At 71.9% G+C, this 18,331-nt stretch carries 9 protein-coding genes; 1 reads left to right on the top strand and 8 read right to left on the bottom strand.

Annotated features, from left to right (window positions below):
* Positions 1-654: 654 nt before the first annotated feature.
* The 8 genes from ACLLJJ_RS24210 to ACLLJJ_RS24175 all read right to left on the bottom strand — a co-directional run bounded on the left by ACLLJJ_RS24210 (position 655) and on the right by ACLLJJ_RS24175 (position 16,680).
* Positions 655-2,538 carry a GMC oxidoreductase gene (locus ACLLJJ_RS24210; RefSeq protein ID WP_434595253.1) on the bottom strand — a complete coding sequence of 628 codons (1,884 nt, stop codon included), beginning with the start codon at positions 2,536-2,538 and terminating at the stop codon, positions 655-657.
* A 56-nt stretch (positions 2,539-2,594) separates the two neighbouring features.
* Positions 2,595-4,211 (bottom strand): succinic semialdehyde dehydrogenase, encoded by a 1,617-nt coding sequence (locus ACLLJJ_RS24205; RefSeq protein ID WP_434595252.1) that lies wholly within the window; start codon positions 4,209-4,211, stop codon positions 2,595-2,597.
* Positions 4,212-4,352: 141 nt separating this feature from the next.
* A complete protein-coding gene (locus ACLLJJ_RS24200; protein ID WP_434595248.1) occupies positions 4,353-5,984 on the bottom strand; it encodes a serine/threonine-protein kinase in 1,632 nt (543 codons plus the stop codon).
* Positions 5,985-6,086: 102 nt separating this feature from the next.
* Positions 6,087-7,706 (bottom strand): serine/threonine-protein kinase, encoded by a 1,620-nt coding sequence (locus ACLLJJ_RS24195; protein WP_434595245.1) that lies wholly within the window; start codon positions 7,704-7,706, stop codon positions 6,087-6,089.
* 20 nt (positions 7,707-7,726) lie between these two features.
* Entirely contained in the window at positions 7,727-9,328 is a 1,602-nt protein-coding gene (locus ACLLJJ_RS24190; RefSeq protein WP_434595242.1) for a serine/threonine-protein kinase, read from the bottom strand.
* A gap of 126 nt (positions 9,329-9,454) precedes the next feature.
* On the bottom strand, positions 9,455-12,607 hold the full coding sequence (locus ACLLJJ_RS24185; RefSeq protein WP_434595239.1) for a protein kinase: 3,153 nt from the start codon (positions 12,605-12,607) through the stop codon (positions 9,455-9,457).
* A gap of 186 nt (positions 12,608-12,793) precedes the next feature.
* Positions 12,794-14,659 (bottom strand): protein kinase domain-containing protein, encoded by a 1,866-nt coding sequence (locus ACLLJJ_RS24180; protein WP_434595236.1) that lies wholly within the window; start codon positions 14,657-14,659, stop codon positions 12,794-12,796.
* Between the two features lie 308 nt (positions 14,660-14,967).
* Positions 14,968-16,680, bottom strand: a complete 1,713-nt coding sequence (locus ACLLJJ_RS24175) for a glycerol-3-phosphate dehydrogenase/oxidase (protein WP_434595233.1) — start codon at positions 16,678-16,680, stop codon at positions 14,968-14,970.
* A 232-nt stretch (positions 16,681-16,912) separates the two neighbouring features.
* Here ACLLJJ_RS24175 and ACLLJJ_RS24170 point away from each other — a divergent pair, with 232 nt between their 5' ends.
* Positions 16,913-18,172: a nucleotide sugar dehydrogenase gene (locus ACLLJJ_RS24170; protein WP_434595230.1), complete on the top strand. Its 1,260-nt coding sequence runs from the start codon at positions 16,913-16,915 to the stop codon at positions 18,170-18,172.
* Positions 18,173-18,331 lie beyond the last annotated feature (159 nt).

The following is an 18,331-nucleotide window of genomic DNA, read 5'->3' as shown; positions in this document are numbered from 1 at the left end:
CGTGCGTCGTGGGACCTCGTTCCGGCGCATGTGACCGGTCGGCAGGGGACAGCGGATCGGTCGCCCAAGTCGGCCGGTTCCGGGGACGCCCGGAACCGGCCGACTGTGTCCCGCGAGTATCCCGGAATGTAGGCGAAACGGTTGCGCACGCCGCGGCCGATCCAGCACGATGCAAAGATGGGCACGGCGCTTCGCACCGCTATCGCCACTGGTCGACACCACTCGCGCGCCCCCCGTGCGCCGGGGCGGCCACCCGGCGCATCGAAGCCCGACCGCACCACTGCGCACCGACCGCTCAAGAACCGCACCGAGCTTTCAGGAACCACCACCGAACCAGCGGCGCAACCCCCCGGCGCCGCTCCTCGGCACCGACGCGGCCCTGGCGTCGGTGCCGACAGCCAGGGGCCCCGCGCATCTCCACCGCGGGGCCCTTCGCTATGCCCCGGCGGGTGTCCGCCGCGCACCGCGTCCGCGCCGCTGCGCCTCCACCGATCACCCGCAAGCGGAGTGACGTATGCCACATGAGAAATTCGCGGGTTTCCGGACAACCCTTTGCGCCAGTCACAGGTCTCACGTGTGTACCAAGAAGCCGGTCAGAGGGGCTGCACTCGGAGGGGAGCGCAGCCCCTTTTGCCTGCCCGGTCATTTCTTGAGCTACCGCGCCCGCGTCTCCCCCGGGGCCGCTCCCCGCGTCTGCTCCCGCTTCTGCTGCTTCTTCGGCGGGATCGCCAGGAAGGGCAGCTTGAGCGCGCCGAAGGCCTCCCGCGGCACCACCGGCGACCTCGGCTCGACCGCCGCCAGCCGTACGTACGCCGCGTCCTGCGCGGGCCGCACATCCGCGTCGCCCTTGTTGGGCCAGTAGGACATGGCCCGCTCCGCCTGCGCGGTGATCGTCAGCGACGGGTTCACGCCAAGGTTCGCGGAGACCGCCGAACCGTCGACCACCGAGATGCCCGGGTGCCCGTACAGCCGGTGGTAAGGGTCTATGACGCCCTCCCGCGACGAAGCGCCGATCGCGCAGCCGCCCAGGAAGTGCGCGGTCAGCGGGGTGCCCATCAGCTCGCCGACATTGCTGCCCGCGAAGCCGTTGATCTCGTCCGCGAGGAGTGTCGCGGCGCGCGTCGCCGCCGGTATCTGCTTCGGATTGGGAGCGCCGTGGCCCTGCCGGGCGGTGAGCAGGCCCTTGCCGACGCCGCCCGGCTTGCGGTACGTCGTCAGGGAGTTGTCCAGCGACTGCATGACAAGGCCGATGATGGTCCGCTCCGACCAGTGGTGGTTGGAGAGCGAACGGGCGGCGAGCACCGGGTGCCTGGCGACGTTGCCGAGCCAGCCGAGCGCGCGCGGGAACTTCTCGGCGTACGGCACCTGGAGGATGGACATCGCGCCCATCGCGTTGGAGCCCCTGCCGTAACGGACCGGTTCGATATGGGTGTTGGCGTCCGGGTGGATCGAGGACGTGATGGCGACGCCGCGCGTGAAGTCCGCCTTGCCGCCGCCGTGCTTCTTGCGGTAGCGGCGGTCGGTGGTCTGCGAGCCGACGAGCGCCTCGGAGTTCGTACGGGTCAGCTCACCGAGCTTCGCCGAGATGCGGGGCAGCTCGCCGCGGTCCTTCATGGCGTGCAGCAGGGTCTGGGTGCCGTAGGTGCCTGCGGCGACGACGATCCGGCGCGCGCGCAGGTTGCGTGGTTTGGCTTTGCGGCGGGAATCGGTGGGGACGGCGGCGACGCGGTAGCCCCCGTCCGGGTGTTCGGAGAGGCCGACGACGGACGTCATCGGGTGGATGACGGCGCCGGCCTTCTCCGCGAGGTAGAGGTAGTTCTCGTTGAGGGTGTTCTTCGCGCCACGGCGGCACCCCGTCATGCACTCGCCGCACTCGGTGCAGGCCTTGCGGGACGGGCCCGCGCCGCCGAAGTACGGGTCGGGAACCTCACCGCCCGGCTTGGCCGTCGACTCACCGGTGGCGTCCGCCCCGTCGCCGAAGAAGACCCCGACGGGGGCCATGTGGAAGGTGTCGCCCACCCCCATGGCCTGCGCGGTCGCCTTCAGGTGCACGTCCGAGGGCGTCATCGTCGGGTTCAGCCGCACGCCCAGCATGCGCTTGGCCTGGTCGTAGTACGGCGCCAGTTCGTCCTGCCAGTCGGTGATGCCCGCCCACTGCTGGTCCTCGAAGAAGGGCGCGGGCGGTACGTACAGCGTGTTGGCGTAGTTGAGGGATCCGCCGCCCACCCCCGCGCCTGCCAGGACCATGACATTCCCGAGCAGGTGCACGCGCTGGATCCCGAAGAGGCCGAGCGCCGGTGCCCACAGGTAGTTCCTGATGTCCCAGGAGCTCTTGGGCAGGGACTCACGGGTGAAGCGGCGGCCCGCCTCCAGGACGCCGACCCGGTAGCCCTTCTCCGTCAGGCGCAGCGCGGAGACGGCTCCGCCGAAGCCCGAGCCGACCACGATGACGTCGTAGTCGTAGCGAGAATCCTCGGTGTCACCGGCGTCACCGATGTCCTCGGCGTCCTGGCTGCGGACAGAGCTCTCCTGCGACATTGGCGCTCCTCAACGAAAATTGTGTCCAGGGACGGGAGGGATAAGGGGGGCGGGGGCTAGCGGAAGCGCAGCGCCTTGAGCACGCGCAGGCTGGTCGTCATGAACGCGGCGTACTGCTCGTCGTCCATACCGAAGGACGGCGCCATCGGCATCAGGCGCTGGTGGGCGACGGTCTGCGCCTCGGTGTACTTGAGGATGCCCTCGGAGCCGTGCCGACGGCCGAGGCCGGACTCCTTCATGCCGCCCATCGGCGACTGGACGCTGCCGTACGCCGGGGCGTACCCCTCGTTGATGTTGACCGTGCCGGTGCGCAGCCGGGCCGCGACCTCGTGGCCGCGCTTGGCGCTCTTGGTCCAGACGCTCGAATTCAGGCCGTACGACGTGGCGTTGGCGAGGCCGATGACGTCGTCCTCGTCGGTGAAGCGGTAGATGGAGACGACCGGGCCGAAGGTCTCCTCCGCGCACACGGCCATCGGCGCCTCGACGCCGTCGAGGATGGTCGGCTCGTAGAAGAGCGGGCCGATGTCGGGACGGGCGACGCCGCCCGCGACGAGCGTGGCGCCCTTGGCCACGGCCTCCTCGACATGGCGCCGCACGTTCTCCAGCTGGCGCTCACCCACGAGGGAGCCCATGTCCGCGCCGTACGCGAGAGACGTACCGAGGCGCATCGCCTTCGTGCGGGTGGCGAAGCGCTGCACGAAGTCGTCGGCGATCGACTCGTGGACGTACAGCCGCTCGATGGAGATGCACAACTGCCCGGCGGAGGAGAAGCAGGCGCGGACGGCGCCGGCCGCCGCCTTCTCCACATCGGCGTCGGAGAGCACCAACATGGCGTTCTTGCCGCCGAGTTCGAGAGAGACACCGACGAGGCGGGCCGCCGCGCCCTGGGCGACCTCGCGGCCGGTGCGGGTGGAACCGGTGAAGGAGACGTAGTCGGCGTGCTTCACGACCTCGGGTCCGACGACCGGGCCCTCGCCGAGGACGACCTGGAAGACCTCGGCGGGCAGCCCGGCCTCGACCAGCAGGTCACGGGCCCACAGGGCGGTCAGCGCGGTCTCGGTGTCGGGCTTCATCACCACGGCGTTGCCGGCGACGAAGGCGGGCAGCGCGTCGCCGACCGACAGTTCCAGCGGGTAGTTCCACGGCGCGATCTGGCCGATGACACCGCGCGGCTGGCGCAGCTCACTGACCTTGGTGAGCGTCGGGACGGCGCCGGTGTGCCGCTTCGCCTTCAGGTAGTTGGCGGCCTTGCGGCCGTAGTGGCGGGCGGCGATGGCGACGGCCTGGACCTCTTCGTGCGCGTGCAGGCGCGCCTTGCCGGTCTCCAGCTGGATGAGGTCGAGCACCTCGGCCTGCCGCTCCAGGACGAGGTCGTGAAAGCGCAGCAGGACGGCGGCGCGCCGGCGGACCGGGACGGCGGCCCAGACCGGCTGCGCGGCGCGCGCCCGCTCGAAGGCGAGCGCGACGTCCTCGGGGCTGGACTCGGGCAGGTCCGCCAGCTTCTCCCCGGTGAACGGCGTGTGGTTGGCCGTACGACCGGAGCCGACCACGTCACGGGTGAGCTGCGCGACCACCTCGGGGGTGACCACGTCGGCCGCGGTGCGCGCGCCTACCGGGGCGGCGGCTACGGGGTTGGTGCCGAGGGCGGTGTCGGGAGCCTGCGAGTCCGTCATGAGGGCGACACTAAGCCCCTCCACAGACTTTTGGTACCCGTCGGTAACGGCTTTTCACCGACCCCTCACCACCACGCCAGTGTTCACTGGCAGATAAGCCCTGATCAGGGGCTCGTCACCGCCCCGGCCCCTCCGCCGGAGTCACAGATCCTGAATTTCCAGATGCTTCACGATGGTGTCGAAGAGCTGCTCGCCGTCCTTGGCCGCCGCCCCCCGGTCGGGCATGGAGACCTGGAGCCGCCAATAGGCCGACTTCTTGCCGTTGACGTAGTAGCGCTCCTGGTAGCGCTTGTAGAGGTCGTCCTCGTCGGCGCTGTAGTCCCGGTAGCTGGTCACCACGTCCCTGGCGTCCTTGCCCTGCTGCTTCGCGGGCTTCGCGACGCTCTTGACGTCCTGGATGGTGGTCTTGTTCTCGCCGCCCGCGCGGTAGTACGAGACCCACTCCTCGGCTTCCTTGCCCACGTCACCGAGATCCTTGGAGCCCGGTACGCGCGCCAGGTAGACCGTGAACACCCCGCTCGGGTCGTGGTAGGTGACGCTGAAGTCGTCAGTGGTGTCGCTCTGCACCCGCCGATAGTCCTCGGGCACGGCGATGTCGGCCGCGAGGAGCTCGGTCTCCGTACGGACCTTCCAGCTCTCCGGGAGCTCGTCGCCCCCGAAGGGGCTGGCGATGATCAGCACCAGCGCGAGAGCCACGGCCAGCAGCCCACCGCCGAGCCCGAACCGTGCCGTACGGCTGCTCCGCAGAATCGGCGGCACCCAGCCGCTGCCGCCCGTCGTGCCGTTCTGCTGCCACATCCGTGTCGCGTCGAGCGCGGCCTGCGGCGGGCGCGCCACGGACTCCAGCGTCTGCCGGATCTCCGCGCCGCCCGGCCGCATGGCCGGGTCCTTGCGCAGCAGCTGCATCACCAGCGTCCCGAACGCACCCGACCCACGGGCCGGCATCTGCGGCTCGGCGGACACCACCGCCTGGAGCGTGGCGGGGGTGTTCGAGCGGCGGTACGGCGACATCCCCTCGACGGCGGCGTACAGCACCACCCCCAGCGACCACAGGTCCGACTCCGGCCCCGGCCGCTGGCCGAGCACCCGCTCGGGCGCGATGTACTCGGGCGACCCGACGAAGGCACCGGTCTCGGTCAGCCCCTGCTCACCCTCGACCTGCGCGATACCGAAGTCGGTCAACACCACCCGGCCACCCCGGCCGAGCAGCACGTTGTCGGGCTTCACATCACGGTGCAGCACGCCCGCCTCGTGCGCGGCGGCGAGCGCGCCCAGCACATCGGCCCCGATGCGCGCGGCCTCGCGCACATCGAGCGTGCCCTCCTGCAACCGGTCGCCGAGCGACTGCCCCGCCACCAGCTCCATCACGATCCACGGCTTCTCGCCCTCGACGACCACATCGTGCATCGTCACCACGGAGGGATGATCGATCCGAGCGGCGGCCCGCGCCTCGCGCTGCATGCGCAGATAGACGTTCTGCCGCTCCCGGTCGCCCAAGTGGTCGGGAACCTGGGGCTCCTTGACCGCCACCTCCCGGTCCACGACCTCGTCGTGCGCCCGCCAGACCGTGCCCATCCCACCGTGCCCCAGCCGCGAGACGAGCCGATAACGCCCCCCGACCAGCCGCCCCACGTCGGGGTCGGCGCCCACGACCGGTGCGCGCACGGCCTGGGTGGGCCTGTAGTCGCTGCTCTGCGGCGGTACCTGGGGCGGGGTCGGCGGCCGGAGTCCATAACTGGTGGGCTCGTTCGCCCGTCCCCCATCGTTCGTCATGTGCACATCCTGACGAAGTGCGTCGCGTGATACCACCGGGAGGGCCTCCGGATGCCGACCTGTGACATTGCCACCCGCGATGTCCACATATGGCGCCCCGCATCACCCACGCGCGAAGGAATCCAGCGCCGTGTCGAAGTGCCTCTTCGCCTCGTCCTGGCGGCTGACCGGCGCCGACACCCACACGTCGTACATGCGGCCGTCCTCGTTCCAGCAGATGTCGTACGTGTGCCGGGACTCGTCCCCCGCCTCGAAGCCGTTCCAGGTGAACTCCCACAGGGCGGCGGTGAGGCCGTTGTGAATGGTCGGGGTGACCTTGCCTTCGCGGTAGCCGGGGTTGCTGTCCGGGCCCGCCGCCGCCGAGCGGCGCATCTCGGCGAGCGGGCCGCCCGGGGCCGGGGGCTGGCGGCGGATGCCGATGCGCAGGGCGCCGTCCGGTGAGATGTAGAAGACCCGCCGGTCGTCGGTGGAGCGCGTGAAACCTTCGGGGACGGCGATGCTGAAGCCCTGAAGGTCGGTCACCGAGCGGTAGCCGACCGGGGAGGTGCGGGTGACGGTGACCGTCGGGGCCGGTGAGGTGCCGTTGCGGGGTGTGGCCGGGGGGACGCCGTCGGAGGGCGTCGCCGGGAGCGAAGTGACCGTGCGGGTGGGCGCGATCGTCGTCCGCCCGCCGGTGGGGCCGTTGCCGCCGCCGCTGCCGCCCGCGTCGTCGTCGTCGAGCAGCAGCGTCGCCGTGACCGCGCCCGCCCCCGCCATCGCGACGACGAGGATGCCCGCCACCAGGGCGCCCCGGATGCGCCCGGCCCGCGGCCGGGGCGGGGCGACCGCTTCCTGCAGCCAGGAGGAGGGGCGGTAGGTCGCCGACGCGGTGGGCGCGATGCCGGTCGTGAGGGGGGCGAGCAGCAGCGCCGCCGCCTCCTGCGCCCCGATCCTGCGTGCCGGGTCGCGCCGCAGCAGGCCCCGCACGACGGGCATGAGTGGGCCCACGGCGGCGGGCGGTCTGATCTCGTCGTGCACGACGGCGCACAGGATGCCGCTCAACGAGTCCCGGTAGAAAGGGGATTCGCCCGACAGCGCCACGCACAGCAGTACGCCGAGCGACCACAGGTCGGACGCGGGGCCCGCGGGTCTGCCCTCCATCCGCTCGGGCGCCGTGTACTCGGGAGAGCCCACGAAGGTCCCGGCGTCGGTGAGCGTGGTGGCGCCGGACAGCCGTGCGACTCCGAAGTCGGTCAGCACGATGCGGCCGGTGCCCGTCTCCAGCAGGACATTGGCGGGCTTGAGATCCCGGTGCAGCACACCGTGCTCATGGGCCACGGCCAGCGCACTGAGCAGCGCGAGCCCGATCCTGGCCGCCTCCGCGACGTCCACCGGGCCGCTCCGCGCGATGCGGTCGGCGACCGAGCCGCCCTCGATCAACTCCATGATGATGTACGGGCGACCGTCGTCCTCGTCGGCCACGACGTCGTGCACGACGATCACGTTCGGGTGCACCAGTTGGGCGACCGCGCGGGCCTCGCGCAGCGCCCGCTGACGCCGCTGCTGTGCGTCGATGCCCGGAATGCCGCTCGCTTCCCCGTCGAAGTGCAGCTCCTTGACGGCGACCTGGCGGCCGAGCAGTTCGTCGGTCGCCTGCCAGACGGTGCCCATGCCGCCCCGGCCGAGCCTGCGCCCCAACCGGTAACGCCCCGCGATCACCCGCGTGTAGCCGTCAGCAGTCATGCGTCATCAGCCATCCGTCATCAGTCGCCCTGCGCGGCCGGCGGGCGCCAGCCGCGCAGTACGGTGTCGAATTGCTCGCGCGTCGTCGCCCAGTCCTTCTCGGGGCCCGACATGTAGATCGCGTACTCCGTGGCGCCGTTGTCCGCGAAGTACATCTGGTCGATGGCGCGCCGCTCCCCCGGGTGCTCCTTGTACGCCGTCCAGCCGAACTCCCAGAGCCCGGCGACCCCGTCCCTGAAGTGGTTGGTGTGCAGCACCACCTGCCGGTACTTCGGCAGCTGGGCCTTGAGCTTCTTCTCCAGCGCCAGCAAGTGCATGTACGGGTTCTCGAAGTCGGGCGAGCGGTCGATGCTGATCCGGATCCGGTGAGCGCCGTTGTCCGGCGTGTAGTCGATCTCGGTGCCGTCCATCTGGCGCTTCCAGCCGTTCGGTACGAGCAGGCTGAAGCCCGCGGGGTCCTGGACCCGCCGCCAGCCCTTCGGCACGTCGTCCGGGTCGGAATCCGCCTCCGGCGCCGCGGAGTCCGTGCCCCCGGTGTCCGGGGTCTGCTCCCCGTCCGCGTACTTCATGACGCCGAACGCGGCCCCGCCGCCGACCAGCGCGGCAGCCAGCACGGCCACCACCGCGGTGCGCCAGCCGCCGGACCGGCCCGCGGGGGCGGCGGCCGGCGCGCATGCGAAGGGCGGGGCGGGTTGGGGAGCGGTCACCGGTTCCCTCGCGTTCGCCTCCCGCAGGTCCCCCTGCACGACCCGCTGCGTCGGTACGTACGCCTGCGCCGATCGGGGCTCCCGCCCCTGCACCGCGTCGAGGAGCATCTGCTCCGCCTCCGCCACCGAGGGCCGGTCCGCGGGCTCCTTGCGCAGCAGCGCGGTGATCACCGCGCCGAGAGCGCCCGCGTGGGGGGCGGGCAGTGGCTCTTCGGCGACGACCGCCTGAAGGGTGCTGATGGGCGACGTACGCCGGAAGGGCGATCGTTCCTCCACCGCCGTGTAGAGCGTCGCGCCGAGCGCCCACAGGTCGGAGGCGGGGCCGGGGTCACCGCCGCGTACCCGCTCGGGCGCCAGATAGTCGATGGAGCCGATGAGTTCACCGGTCCTGGTGATCGTCGCGTCGCCCTCGATCGCGGCGATCCCGAAGTCCGTGAGCAGCACGCGGCCGTCCTTCGCGAGAAGTACGTTGCCCGGCTTCACATCACGATGCAGCACACCGGCGGCGTGCGCCGCGCGCAGGGCGCCGAGCACGTGCAGGCCGACGCGGGCGGCGTCGGCAGGTGCCATTCGGCCGCTCTCCTTGGCCGCGTCGGCGAGCGAGGGCCCGTCGACGTACTCCATGACGATCCACGGGCGGTCGTCGTGCTCCAGCACATCGTGGACGGTGACGACGCCGGGGTGATTGATGCGGGCCGCCGCGCGCGCCTCCTTCTGGGCGCGGGCATGCAGGATCACCCGGTCCGCCTCCGCCACGTACAGACCGGCCGTCAGCTCCTTCACGGCGACGGTCCTGTGCAGTACCTCGTCGTGGGCGCGCCACACACGCCCCATGCCTCCGCTGCCGATGCTCTCGCCCAGCCGGTAGCGCCCCGCGAGAAGCAGACCCGCCGCTATGCCCTGTGAGTGATCCACGTCCCTGCCCGCCCGTATCTACGGCTGCCAGGCTACGGAGCGGAATACGGTCATGGAACCTCGGGATGCTCACGATTGGGCACGACGGCCCGATCCACCGGCCGACCGCGAGCCGGTGACCGCCTCTCAGCCCGTCACCCGGTAGGAATCCGACGCCTGTTCGTAGATCTTGGTGATCTCGTCGCGCTGCGCCTCGGGGCCGATCACCTGCACGACGTGGTAGCGGCCCTTGACGATCATCGCGAGGTTGCGTACGTACACATCGCGGCCACTGCTGTCCTTCCAGGTGAACTGGCCCTCGGCCATGGGCTGTCGGCCCACCTCTATGCGGCGCAGCCCGCTCGACGTCGCCCAGGAGGAGTCGCGGACGGCCTGCAACTCCCGCTCCTCCTTGAGCTGGTAGTCCATCGGATCGCTGCCGCCGTCCTTGACGGAATCCCGGCCGGGCACGACCACCAGCTCGAAGTCGCCGCCCTGATAACGGACTTGCCCCGCATCGTTGACCGGGCGCCGCCGCCAGTCCTTGTCGACGGCCAGCTGGAATCCCTCGGGGTCCTTGCGCAGCGCGTACCCCGCGGCGACGTCATCGGCGGGGGCGGAGGTCTGCGGCTGCTGCTCCGTGGGGGTCTTCTCCGGGGGCGTGGCGGGCGGCGGCGCCGACGCCGTGCCGCCGGACGCGCCCGGGGTGTTGGGCGCGGTCGTGGGTCTGACGTCGTCCTTGCCCGCGCTCCGGGGGTCCTGCTCGCCGGACTCGGGCATGAAGACCATCGCGTAGACGAGCGCGGCGACCAGCCCCAGGAGGATCACCACAAGCAGCGTGCGGCCGAGCGAACCGGCGCCGCCGCGCTGCTTCTTCTGGATCCGCGGCTCCTTGATCCGCGGTTCCCTGGGTGGCCGCTGAGCCCTCGGCGGGGCCTGCGCCCCGCTCTCCTGACGGCTCTCCTGCCTGAGGTCCTGCCGGTCCTCCTTCTTGGACAGCCTGGTGGGCCCGGCCTGCTGCGCCGCCTTGGCCGGCTTGACCTGCTTGGACTTCTTGTGACGGTGGCGCCCGTGGTTGAGGTCGGCGGACGAGCCGGGCCGACGCCTGCGTACGAGCTCGCCCCGGCGGCGTACGACGGGCAGCCGGGTGCTGTCGACGGCGGGCAGCGGCACCACCGCCGTACCGGCCTCCGGCTCGGGCGCCGAGCGTACGAGCGAGCGCAGCCAGCCACGCAGCTCCTCGAAGTCCGGACGCTCGGTGGCATCCTGGCGGAGCAGCGACTCGACGACGGGACGCAGCGGACCGCATTCCTCGGCGAAGGCGGGCGGCTCGGCGCAGACGAGCTGCACCAGCTCTATGGCGCTCTCCTCCGGGTACGGCGCGTGCCCCTGCACCGTGCGGAAGAGCAGCGCGCCCAGCGCCCACAGGTCGGTCGAGGGGCCGATGGGCGGCGCGAGCTGCCAGTTCCCGTGGACGGATCCCGCCTGCTCGGGCGCCCAGCGCTCGGTGACGGCGCCGACCAGGGAAATCCGGGCCTGCCGGGCGCGCTCGGCGGCGAGCGGGGTGGCGGGGCCCCGGTACGCCGGGAGCCGGCCGCCCGCGACGTACTCGTCCCACCGCCCGGTGGCGGCGGGTGCGGCCTGCGCCGCGGGGGCCTGGGTCCGGTGGCGCAGGCCGTCGGCGCGCAGTCCGTCCCCGGCGGCCCCGACGCGAGGCACGGCCCCGTGCCAGCTGCCCTCGGAGCGCCCGGCGTCGGCCTCCCGGCCGAGCCCTGCCCTGCCCGCGTCCCCGGATCCGCGCGGGGGCCCGATCGGGGCGGCTCCGGATCCGCGCGGAACCCCGGCCGTCCGGGCCGCGCCGGGCCCGAACGTCCCGCCGGCGCCCGCCCTCCCGGGCTCGGGCGCGTCCTGCCAGGTACCGGCCAACTCCGACCGGCGGGGCGGCACGCCGGAGCCGGGGCCCGAGCCGGGACGGGGGTCGGCGTCGGAACCGTAGCCATAGCCGTAACCGGGATCCGGGTCGTCGTCGGCATCCGCATCCGGGTCCGCGTAGGGACCGGCTTCGGGATCCGCGTCAGGACCGGAGGCGGGGCCACGGCCGGGAAGGGCACCGAAGTCGTAGAAGCCGGAGTCGGACCGGGCGTCAAGATCGCCGCCGGCCCCGGGCTCGGTCTCCGGCATGAACTCGCCGTACGGCATGAGCTCCGAGCCGCGGTCACCGTGGAACGAGCGGTCGTCGTCATGGGCCGTGCGCTCGCCGGCCGTGTCCCCGTAGGGCGCACGCTCCGCGTCGGGGTCGCCGTACGGGCTGATCGCCCGGGGCCCGCCGACCGGTCGTGGCGCGGGGCGTTGCACGGGGAAGGGCCCGGTGTCGGCCGGGCGGCGCTCCTCGCTGACCCGGGCCGCCGCACGGGCACCGGCGCGATACGCCGCTATGGCCCCGGCGCGCGCCGCCCGTACATCCGCGGCGGCATCCGCGCCGGACGGCAGCGCGGCACGGGCTCCGGACGGAAATCCGCCGTACGGGCCTTCGCCCCCGGCGTCCGCCACCGGACGCACCGGACCGGTGGCCGCCGGCTCCTCGTACCCGCCGGGTCCGGCGAATTCCGCGTCGTCACCGGAGTCGGGGGCGCCACCCGGGCCGGGCCCGCCCCAACTGCCGCCGTCCTCCGCCTCGTCGTCGTCCTGCGCGTCGGGCGACACCGGCACCGGCGCGTACCCGCAGAGCGCCTCCTCCGCGGCCCCCGCCGCCAGCCCCGTCAGCACGACACGGCCGTCGTCGCAGACGAGCACCGTGCGCGTGGTGATGTTGCGGTGGGTCCAGCCGTGCGCGTGCAGGACGCGCAGCGCGGTGAGCACGTCGGAGCCGATCTCGGCCGCCCGGTAGGGGCTCAGCGGTTTCTCGGCGAGCAGCGCGGCCAGCGGACGTGCCACCACCAACTCGCTCACCACCCACAGCGAACCGCCCTCGGCGAACACGTCGAAGACCTGGTCGAGCCTGGGGTGGTCGGGGATCTGCGCGGCGGCCTGGGCCGCCTCGATCGCGCGTCGCACCGCGGGGTCGGTGGGCCGGCGCGTCGCCCGCCCGGAGGCCCTGCGCTGCGCCGCCGTCCCGCCGCCCTCGCCTTCGCCGTCGAGGAATTCCGCGTCCACGACCTCTGGTAACGGCACCTGACGGACCAGGACTTCCTGGCCGCTGTAGGTGTCAAAGGCCCGCGTCTCCACTAGGTCGTACTCGTCGGACGGAGGCAGGGGGAGGCGGTAGCGGTCGGCAAGTACCCGTCCCGCGTAGTCGTCCACGACGCCTCCCCAGAGCGCGCTGTCCCCCGGCCCAGGACCGCACCAACCCGTCATTTCTGGTCGGTTTCCGTACAGCTACCGCCCATTGCGGCTGCGTACGGTCCACGAGTTCTCACGATACGTGGCAGGGTCCGGTCGCGCGGCCGGTCACCGCAACCGGGTCTCCCACCCCTGCCGTTCTGCCCGTCAGTCCTTGGGCTTGAACGTGTCGAACGCGGTCTTGCGCAAGGTCCGGCACTCGTCGCCGTTCCATTCGCTCGCCTTGCAGCTGACCATGATCGAGTAGCCGTGCCCGGCGTCCACCTTGAAGCCGCGGTTCAGCACGTGCACCTGCTGCCCCTGCTGATCCCGCTCGAACTCCCAGTCCGCGGTGGTGGGATACCCGTTGTAGTCGACGGGCCTTATGCCGAGGTGCTTGTAGTTGTTGCTGCTCGCTGCGACACCGATCCTGGCGGCTTCCCAGGCGCCGCGGGCGTCGTCCTGCGGGCTGCCGTTGAAGTCGACCTGGACCCGCGGGAATCCGCCGTCCTTGTTGTATATGCCGCCGGAGTTCTGACCGGCTATTTTGTTGCGCTTGAAGCCTTCGGGCATCACCATGACGAAGTGGAACCGGCCGTCGGTGACCGTTTTGTACCCGGCGGGCAGCGCGCCGTCCTTCGGCGGATCGTCCTTCGACGCCCCGCCGGAGTCCTTGGCCGAGTCCTTGCCGGAGTCCTTGCCCTTGTCAGGGTCGTCACTCTGGCCCGTGCCCTGGCCCTGACTCTGGCCCTGCTTGTCGGTCTTGCCGTCGTTCTTCTTGTCGTCGTCGGCGGTGGCGCCGCTCGAAGCGGACGCGGCGACCTTGGGCTTGTTCGCGTCACCGCCGTCGTCGCCACCGGCCAGCGCGACACCCACCAAGGTGCCGACCACGGCGAGCGCGGCGAACACCGCGATGATGACCAGCGTGCGGCGCGGCACCACATCGGTGAGCGAGGCCCGCGGCGGCTTCGGCCCGGCCGCGGACGGCGACTGCGCCGGTACCCGCGCCTGCTGCGGCCGTTGCTCCGGCCTCCCGGCCGGGGCCGCCGCTGCCGCGTTGCGTGCGGACTTCAGCGCGCCGCGCATCCGGTCGGCCGCGCCGCCCTCGCCACTCCTGGCCTGCGGAGTGGCCTCGGGCACGGGCGGCAGCGCCACCACCCGCGTCGCCTCGGGCGACGGCTCGGCCTGCGTCTCGGGACGGTGGATCACGTCGTTGAGCAGCGCACGCGCGGCGGGCTCGTCGAGCCGCTGCGCGGGGTCCTTGGCCAGCAGGCCGTAGATGACCTCTTCCAGCTCTCCCGCGTTCTTCGGCGGGTCGAGCGGCTCGGTCATCACGGCCGTCAGGGTCGCGATGGCCGACCCCTTGTCGTACGGCGGCATGCCTTCGACCGCCGCGTACAACAGGCCGCCGAGCGACCACAGGTCGGCTGCGGGGCCCGGCTTGTGTCCTCGGGCCCGCTCGGGCGAGATGTACGAGGGGGCGCCGACGAGCATGCCCGTCGAGGTGACCGACGGGTCGCCCTCGACCTGGGCGATGCCGAAGTCGGTCAGCACGACCCGGCCCTCGTCGGAGATCAGGACGTTGGACGGCTTCACATCGCGGTGCAGGATGCCCACCCGGTGCGCGGCGCGCAGTACGTCGAGGATGGCCAGACCCACCTCGGCGGCGCGATGCGGCGTCAGCAGCCCGTCCTCGCGCACCGCGTCGGCCAGCGACTTGCCCTCGATCAGCTCCATGACGATCCACGGCCGGTCGTCCTCGTCGACCACGTCGTAGACGGTCACCGCGCCGTTGTTGCGGATCCGGGCGATCGCCTTGGCCTCACGCAGGGTGCGCGTGATGAGCCGACGCTTCTCCTCGTCATCGATGCTGGTGGGGAAGCGCAGCTCCTTCACCGCGACCGTGCGGCCCAGCGTCTCGTCGACGGCGCGCCAGACCGTGCCCATGCCGCCCCGGCCGAGCACCTCGCCGAGCCGGTACCGCCCAGCGAGAAGACGTCCCTCGGTGTCCTTGGACTTCTCCGCCTCCGACATGCGTCCCCTCTGCGATCCCTGATCTTCGCCCGCGATGGCTGCGTCCAGTCCAGGGTGATGCAGTAACCCGCCCTGGCAGAGCCTTCATTGTCCCTTACCCCGGGACCGATCGTGGTCCCGGGTCGGCCGGCCCGCTTCACAAGACCGACGAATGGGACCCTGCCCAGGTCACAGCACCGCCGGGGGAACCGGATCCGTACCGCGAACAAACCTGCCCGCGCCGGAGCCGAGTTCCCCCTTCCCCTGACGTCATCGCTGACGTCACCCGCCCGACCACCCCGCGGGCCCCGCCGAACCCGCCTGTCCCGCTACTGGGTCGGCGGCACGATGTCCGGCGCGCCGAGCCTGGCCGCGTCCGCCGTCAGGTCGTCCGGCTGCCGCTGCGACTCCCGTTCCGCCTCCACCCGCTTCTCGTAGTGCTCGACCTCCTTCTCGATCTGCTCCTTCTCCCAGCCGAGCACCGGCGCCATCAGCTCCGCGCACTCCCGCGCGCTGCGCGTCCCCCGGTCGAAGGTCTCGATCGAGATCCGCGTACGACGCGTCAGGACGTCGTCGAGGTGGCGGGCGCCCTCGTGCGAGGCGGCGTACACGATCTCCGCGCGCAGATAGTCGTCCGCCGCGGCCAGCGGCTCGCCCAGCGAGGGGTCGGCCGCGATCAGCTCCAGCAACTCCTCGGCCAGCGAGCCGTACCGGTTCAACAGATGCTCCACGCGCACCACATGGAGGCCGGTCCGCGCCGCGATCCGCGCACGGGCGTTCCACATGGCCCGGTACCCCTCGGCCCCGACGAGCGGCACGTCCTCGGTCACGCACTCGGCGACCCGCTGGTCCAGCGCGTGCACCGCCTCGTCCACCGCGTCCTTCGCCATCACGCGGTACGTCGTGTACTTGCCGCCGGCGACGACCACGAGCCCGGGTACCGGGTGCGCGACCGTGTGCTCCCGCGAGAGCTTGCTGGTGGCGTCCGACTCCCCGGCGAGCAGCGGCCGGAGGCCCGCGTACACGCCCTGCACGTCGTCGCGGGTGAGCGGCACGGAGAGCACCGAATTCACATGCTCGAGCAGGTAGTCGATATCGGCGCTGGACGCCGCCGGGTGGGCCTTGTCGAGGTCCCAGTCGGTGTCCGTCGTCCCGACGATCCAGTGCCTGCCCCACGGGATGACGAACAGCACGGACTTCTCGGTCCGCAGGATCAGCCCGGTCGAGGAGTGGATCCGGTCCTTGGGGACGACGAGGTGGATCCCCTTGGACGCCCTGACGTGGAACTGCCCGCGCTCCCCGATCAGCGCCTGGGTGTCGTCCGTCCACACCCCGGTCGCGTTGACGACCTGCTTGGCGCGGATCTCGTACTCACCGCCGCCCTCCATGTCCTTCACCCGCGCGCCGACGACCCGCTCGCCCTCCCGCAGGAAGCCGACGACCCGCGCCCGGTTGGCGACCCGGGCGCCGTACTGCGAGGCCGTGCGCACCAGCGTGGCCACATAGCGTGCGTCGTCCATCTGCGCGTCGTAGTACTGCAGGGCCCCGACCAGCGCGTCCTTCTTCAACGCGGGCGCCACCCGCAGGGCGTGCTTGCGCGTCAGATGCCGGTGCAGGGGCAGCCCGCGCCCGTGCTTGGACGACATCGACATCGCGTCGTAGAGCGCCACGCCCGAACCGGCGTAGAGCCGCTCCCAGCCCTTGTGCTGCAAGGGATAGAGAAAAGGCACGGGCTTGACGAGGTGCGGCGCCAGCCGCTCAAGGAGCAGCCCGCGCTCCTTGAGCGCCTCCCGCACGAGCGTGAAGTCCAGCATCTCCAGATAGCGCAGTCCGCCATGGATCAACTTGCTCGACCGGCTCGACGTGCCCGAAGCCCAGTCGCTCGCTTCGACCAGTCCGGTGGCGAGCCCACGGGTGGCGGCGTCGAGGGCCGTCCCCGCACCGACCACTCCGGCGCCCACGACCAGCACGTCCAGTTCACGCTCGGCCATCGCTGCGAGCGCTTCGGCGCGCTCCGCAGGTCCCAGTGTCGCTGTCCTCACTGCTGCCTCCCGTAGTGCTCGGGGTGGTCGGGATCAAAGTCCCCACCTCCTGATTCTGTCCGTGCTCTCCGTGTTCAGCCACCGCCTGTGGACAACACTCCCGCACCCCACCTTCCCGCAATGCGGCATAACGGTCATATTTACGCCTAGTCTGACATTGCGCTCGCCCGAATTGTCCACAGGGCTTGCGCGTTGCCTCCCCTCCGGCTACTGGGAAGGACGGCCCACCGCCATGCCCGCAGATCTCGCCGTCATCGGACTCGGTCACCTCGGCCTGCCCCTCGCCCAGGCCGCCGTCGCCGCCGGCATCAGCACCATCGGCTACGACACCGACCCGCGCGCCCTCGCCGAACTCGCGGCGGGACGCATCCCGGGCGGCTCCCTCACCGCCGCCGAGCTGCGCCGCATGCTCGCCGGAGGCTTCCGGACCGTCACGAACCCGGCGGAGCTCGGGCGGGTCCGTACCGCCGTCATCTGCGCCCCCACTCCGCTCGGCGCGGACCGCACGCTCGATCTGAGCGCCGTCGGCGACGCGGCCCGCGCCCTCGCGGCGCACCTGCGCCCGCACACCACTGTGCTGCTGGAATCCGCCGCCTACCCCGGCACCACGGATGAATTCCTGCGCCCCATCCTCGAAGAGGGATCACGGCTGCGCGCGGGGCGCGACTTCCACCTCGCGTACTCCCCCAACCGCATCGACCCCGGCAACCGGCTGCACGGCTACGCCAGCACCCCCAAGGTCATCGGCGGCCTCACGCCCGCGTGCACCGAGTCGGCCGCCGCGTTCTACGGGCGCCTCACCGACAAGGTGGTCCGCGCCCGGGGCCCGCGCGAGGCCGAGACCGTCGGCGTACTCGAAACGAACTACCGGCACGTCAACATCGCCCTGGTCAACGAGATGGCCGTGCTCTGCCACGACCTCGGCGTCGACCTCTGGGACGTCGTCCGCTGCGCCGAGACCAAGTCCTTCGGCTTCCAGGCCTTCCGGCCGGGCCCCGGCGTCGGCGGTCACGGCGTCCCGGTCGACCCGAACTACATCCCGCACAGCAGCCGCACCCCCGGCCACCCCCTGCGCATGGTGGGGCTCGCCCAGGAGATCAACGGCCGCATGCCGCAGTACGTCATCCAGCGCTGCGCCACCCTGCTCAACGAGCACGGCAAGTCCGCCCGGGGCGCCCGCGTCCTGCTCCTCGGCGTCACCTACAAGCCGGACCTCGCCGACCAGCAGGGCTCACCGGCCCAGGAGATCGCCACCCGCCTGATGGACCTGGGCGCCCAGGTCGGCTACCACGACCCGTACGTCCTGGACTGGCGCGTGCGTGACGTACCGGTCCCCCGCGCGGACTCCCTCTACGAGGCCGCGGCCAATGCCGACCTGACGGTCCTGCTCCAGCAGCACCGCACGTACGACCTGCAGGGCCTCGCCGTGAAGGCGCAACTCCTGCTGGACACGCGCGGCGCGTCCCCGACAGGCACCACCCACCGCCTCTGAGCCGGCCCCGGGCAGCGTTTCGGGCCGGCCCGGCGACCCCCGGTCGGCCCGGAGAGCGGCCGGGCCGTCTCCGAACCGAGGCCGAACCGTCTCGGAGCCGCCTCCGAACCGTCTCCGAACCGTGTTCCGATCGCCTCCGAGCCCCCGAATTGCCGGGCC

Source organism: Streptomyces sp. A5-4, assembly GCF_051131715.1.
Classification (GTDB): domain Bacteria; phylum Actinomycetota; class Actinomycetes; order Streptomycetales; family Streptomycetaceae; genus Streptomyces.
The sequence above is the reverse complement of the archived record's forward strand: the minus strand, read 5'-3'. Positions and strand labels throughout refer to the sequence as shown.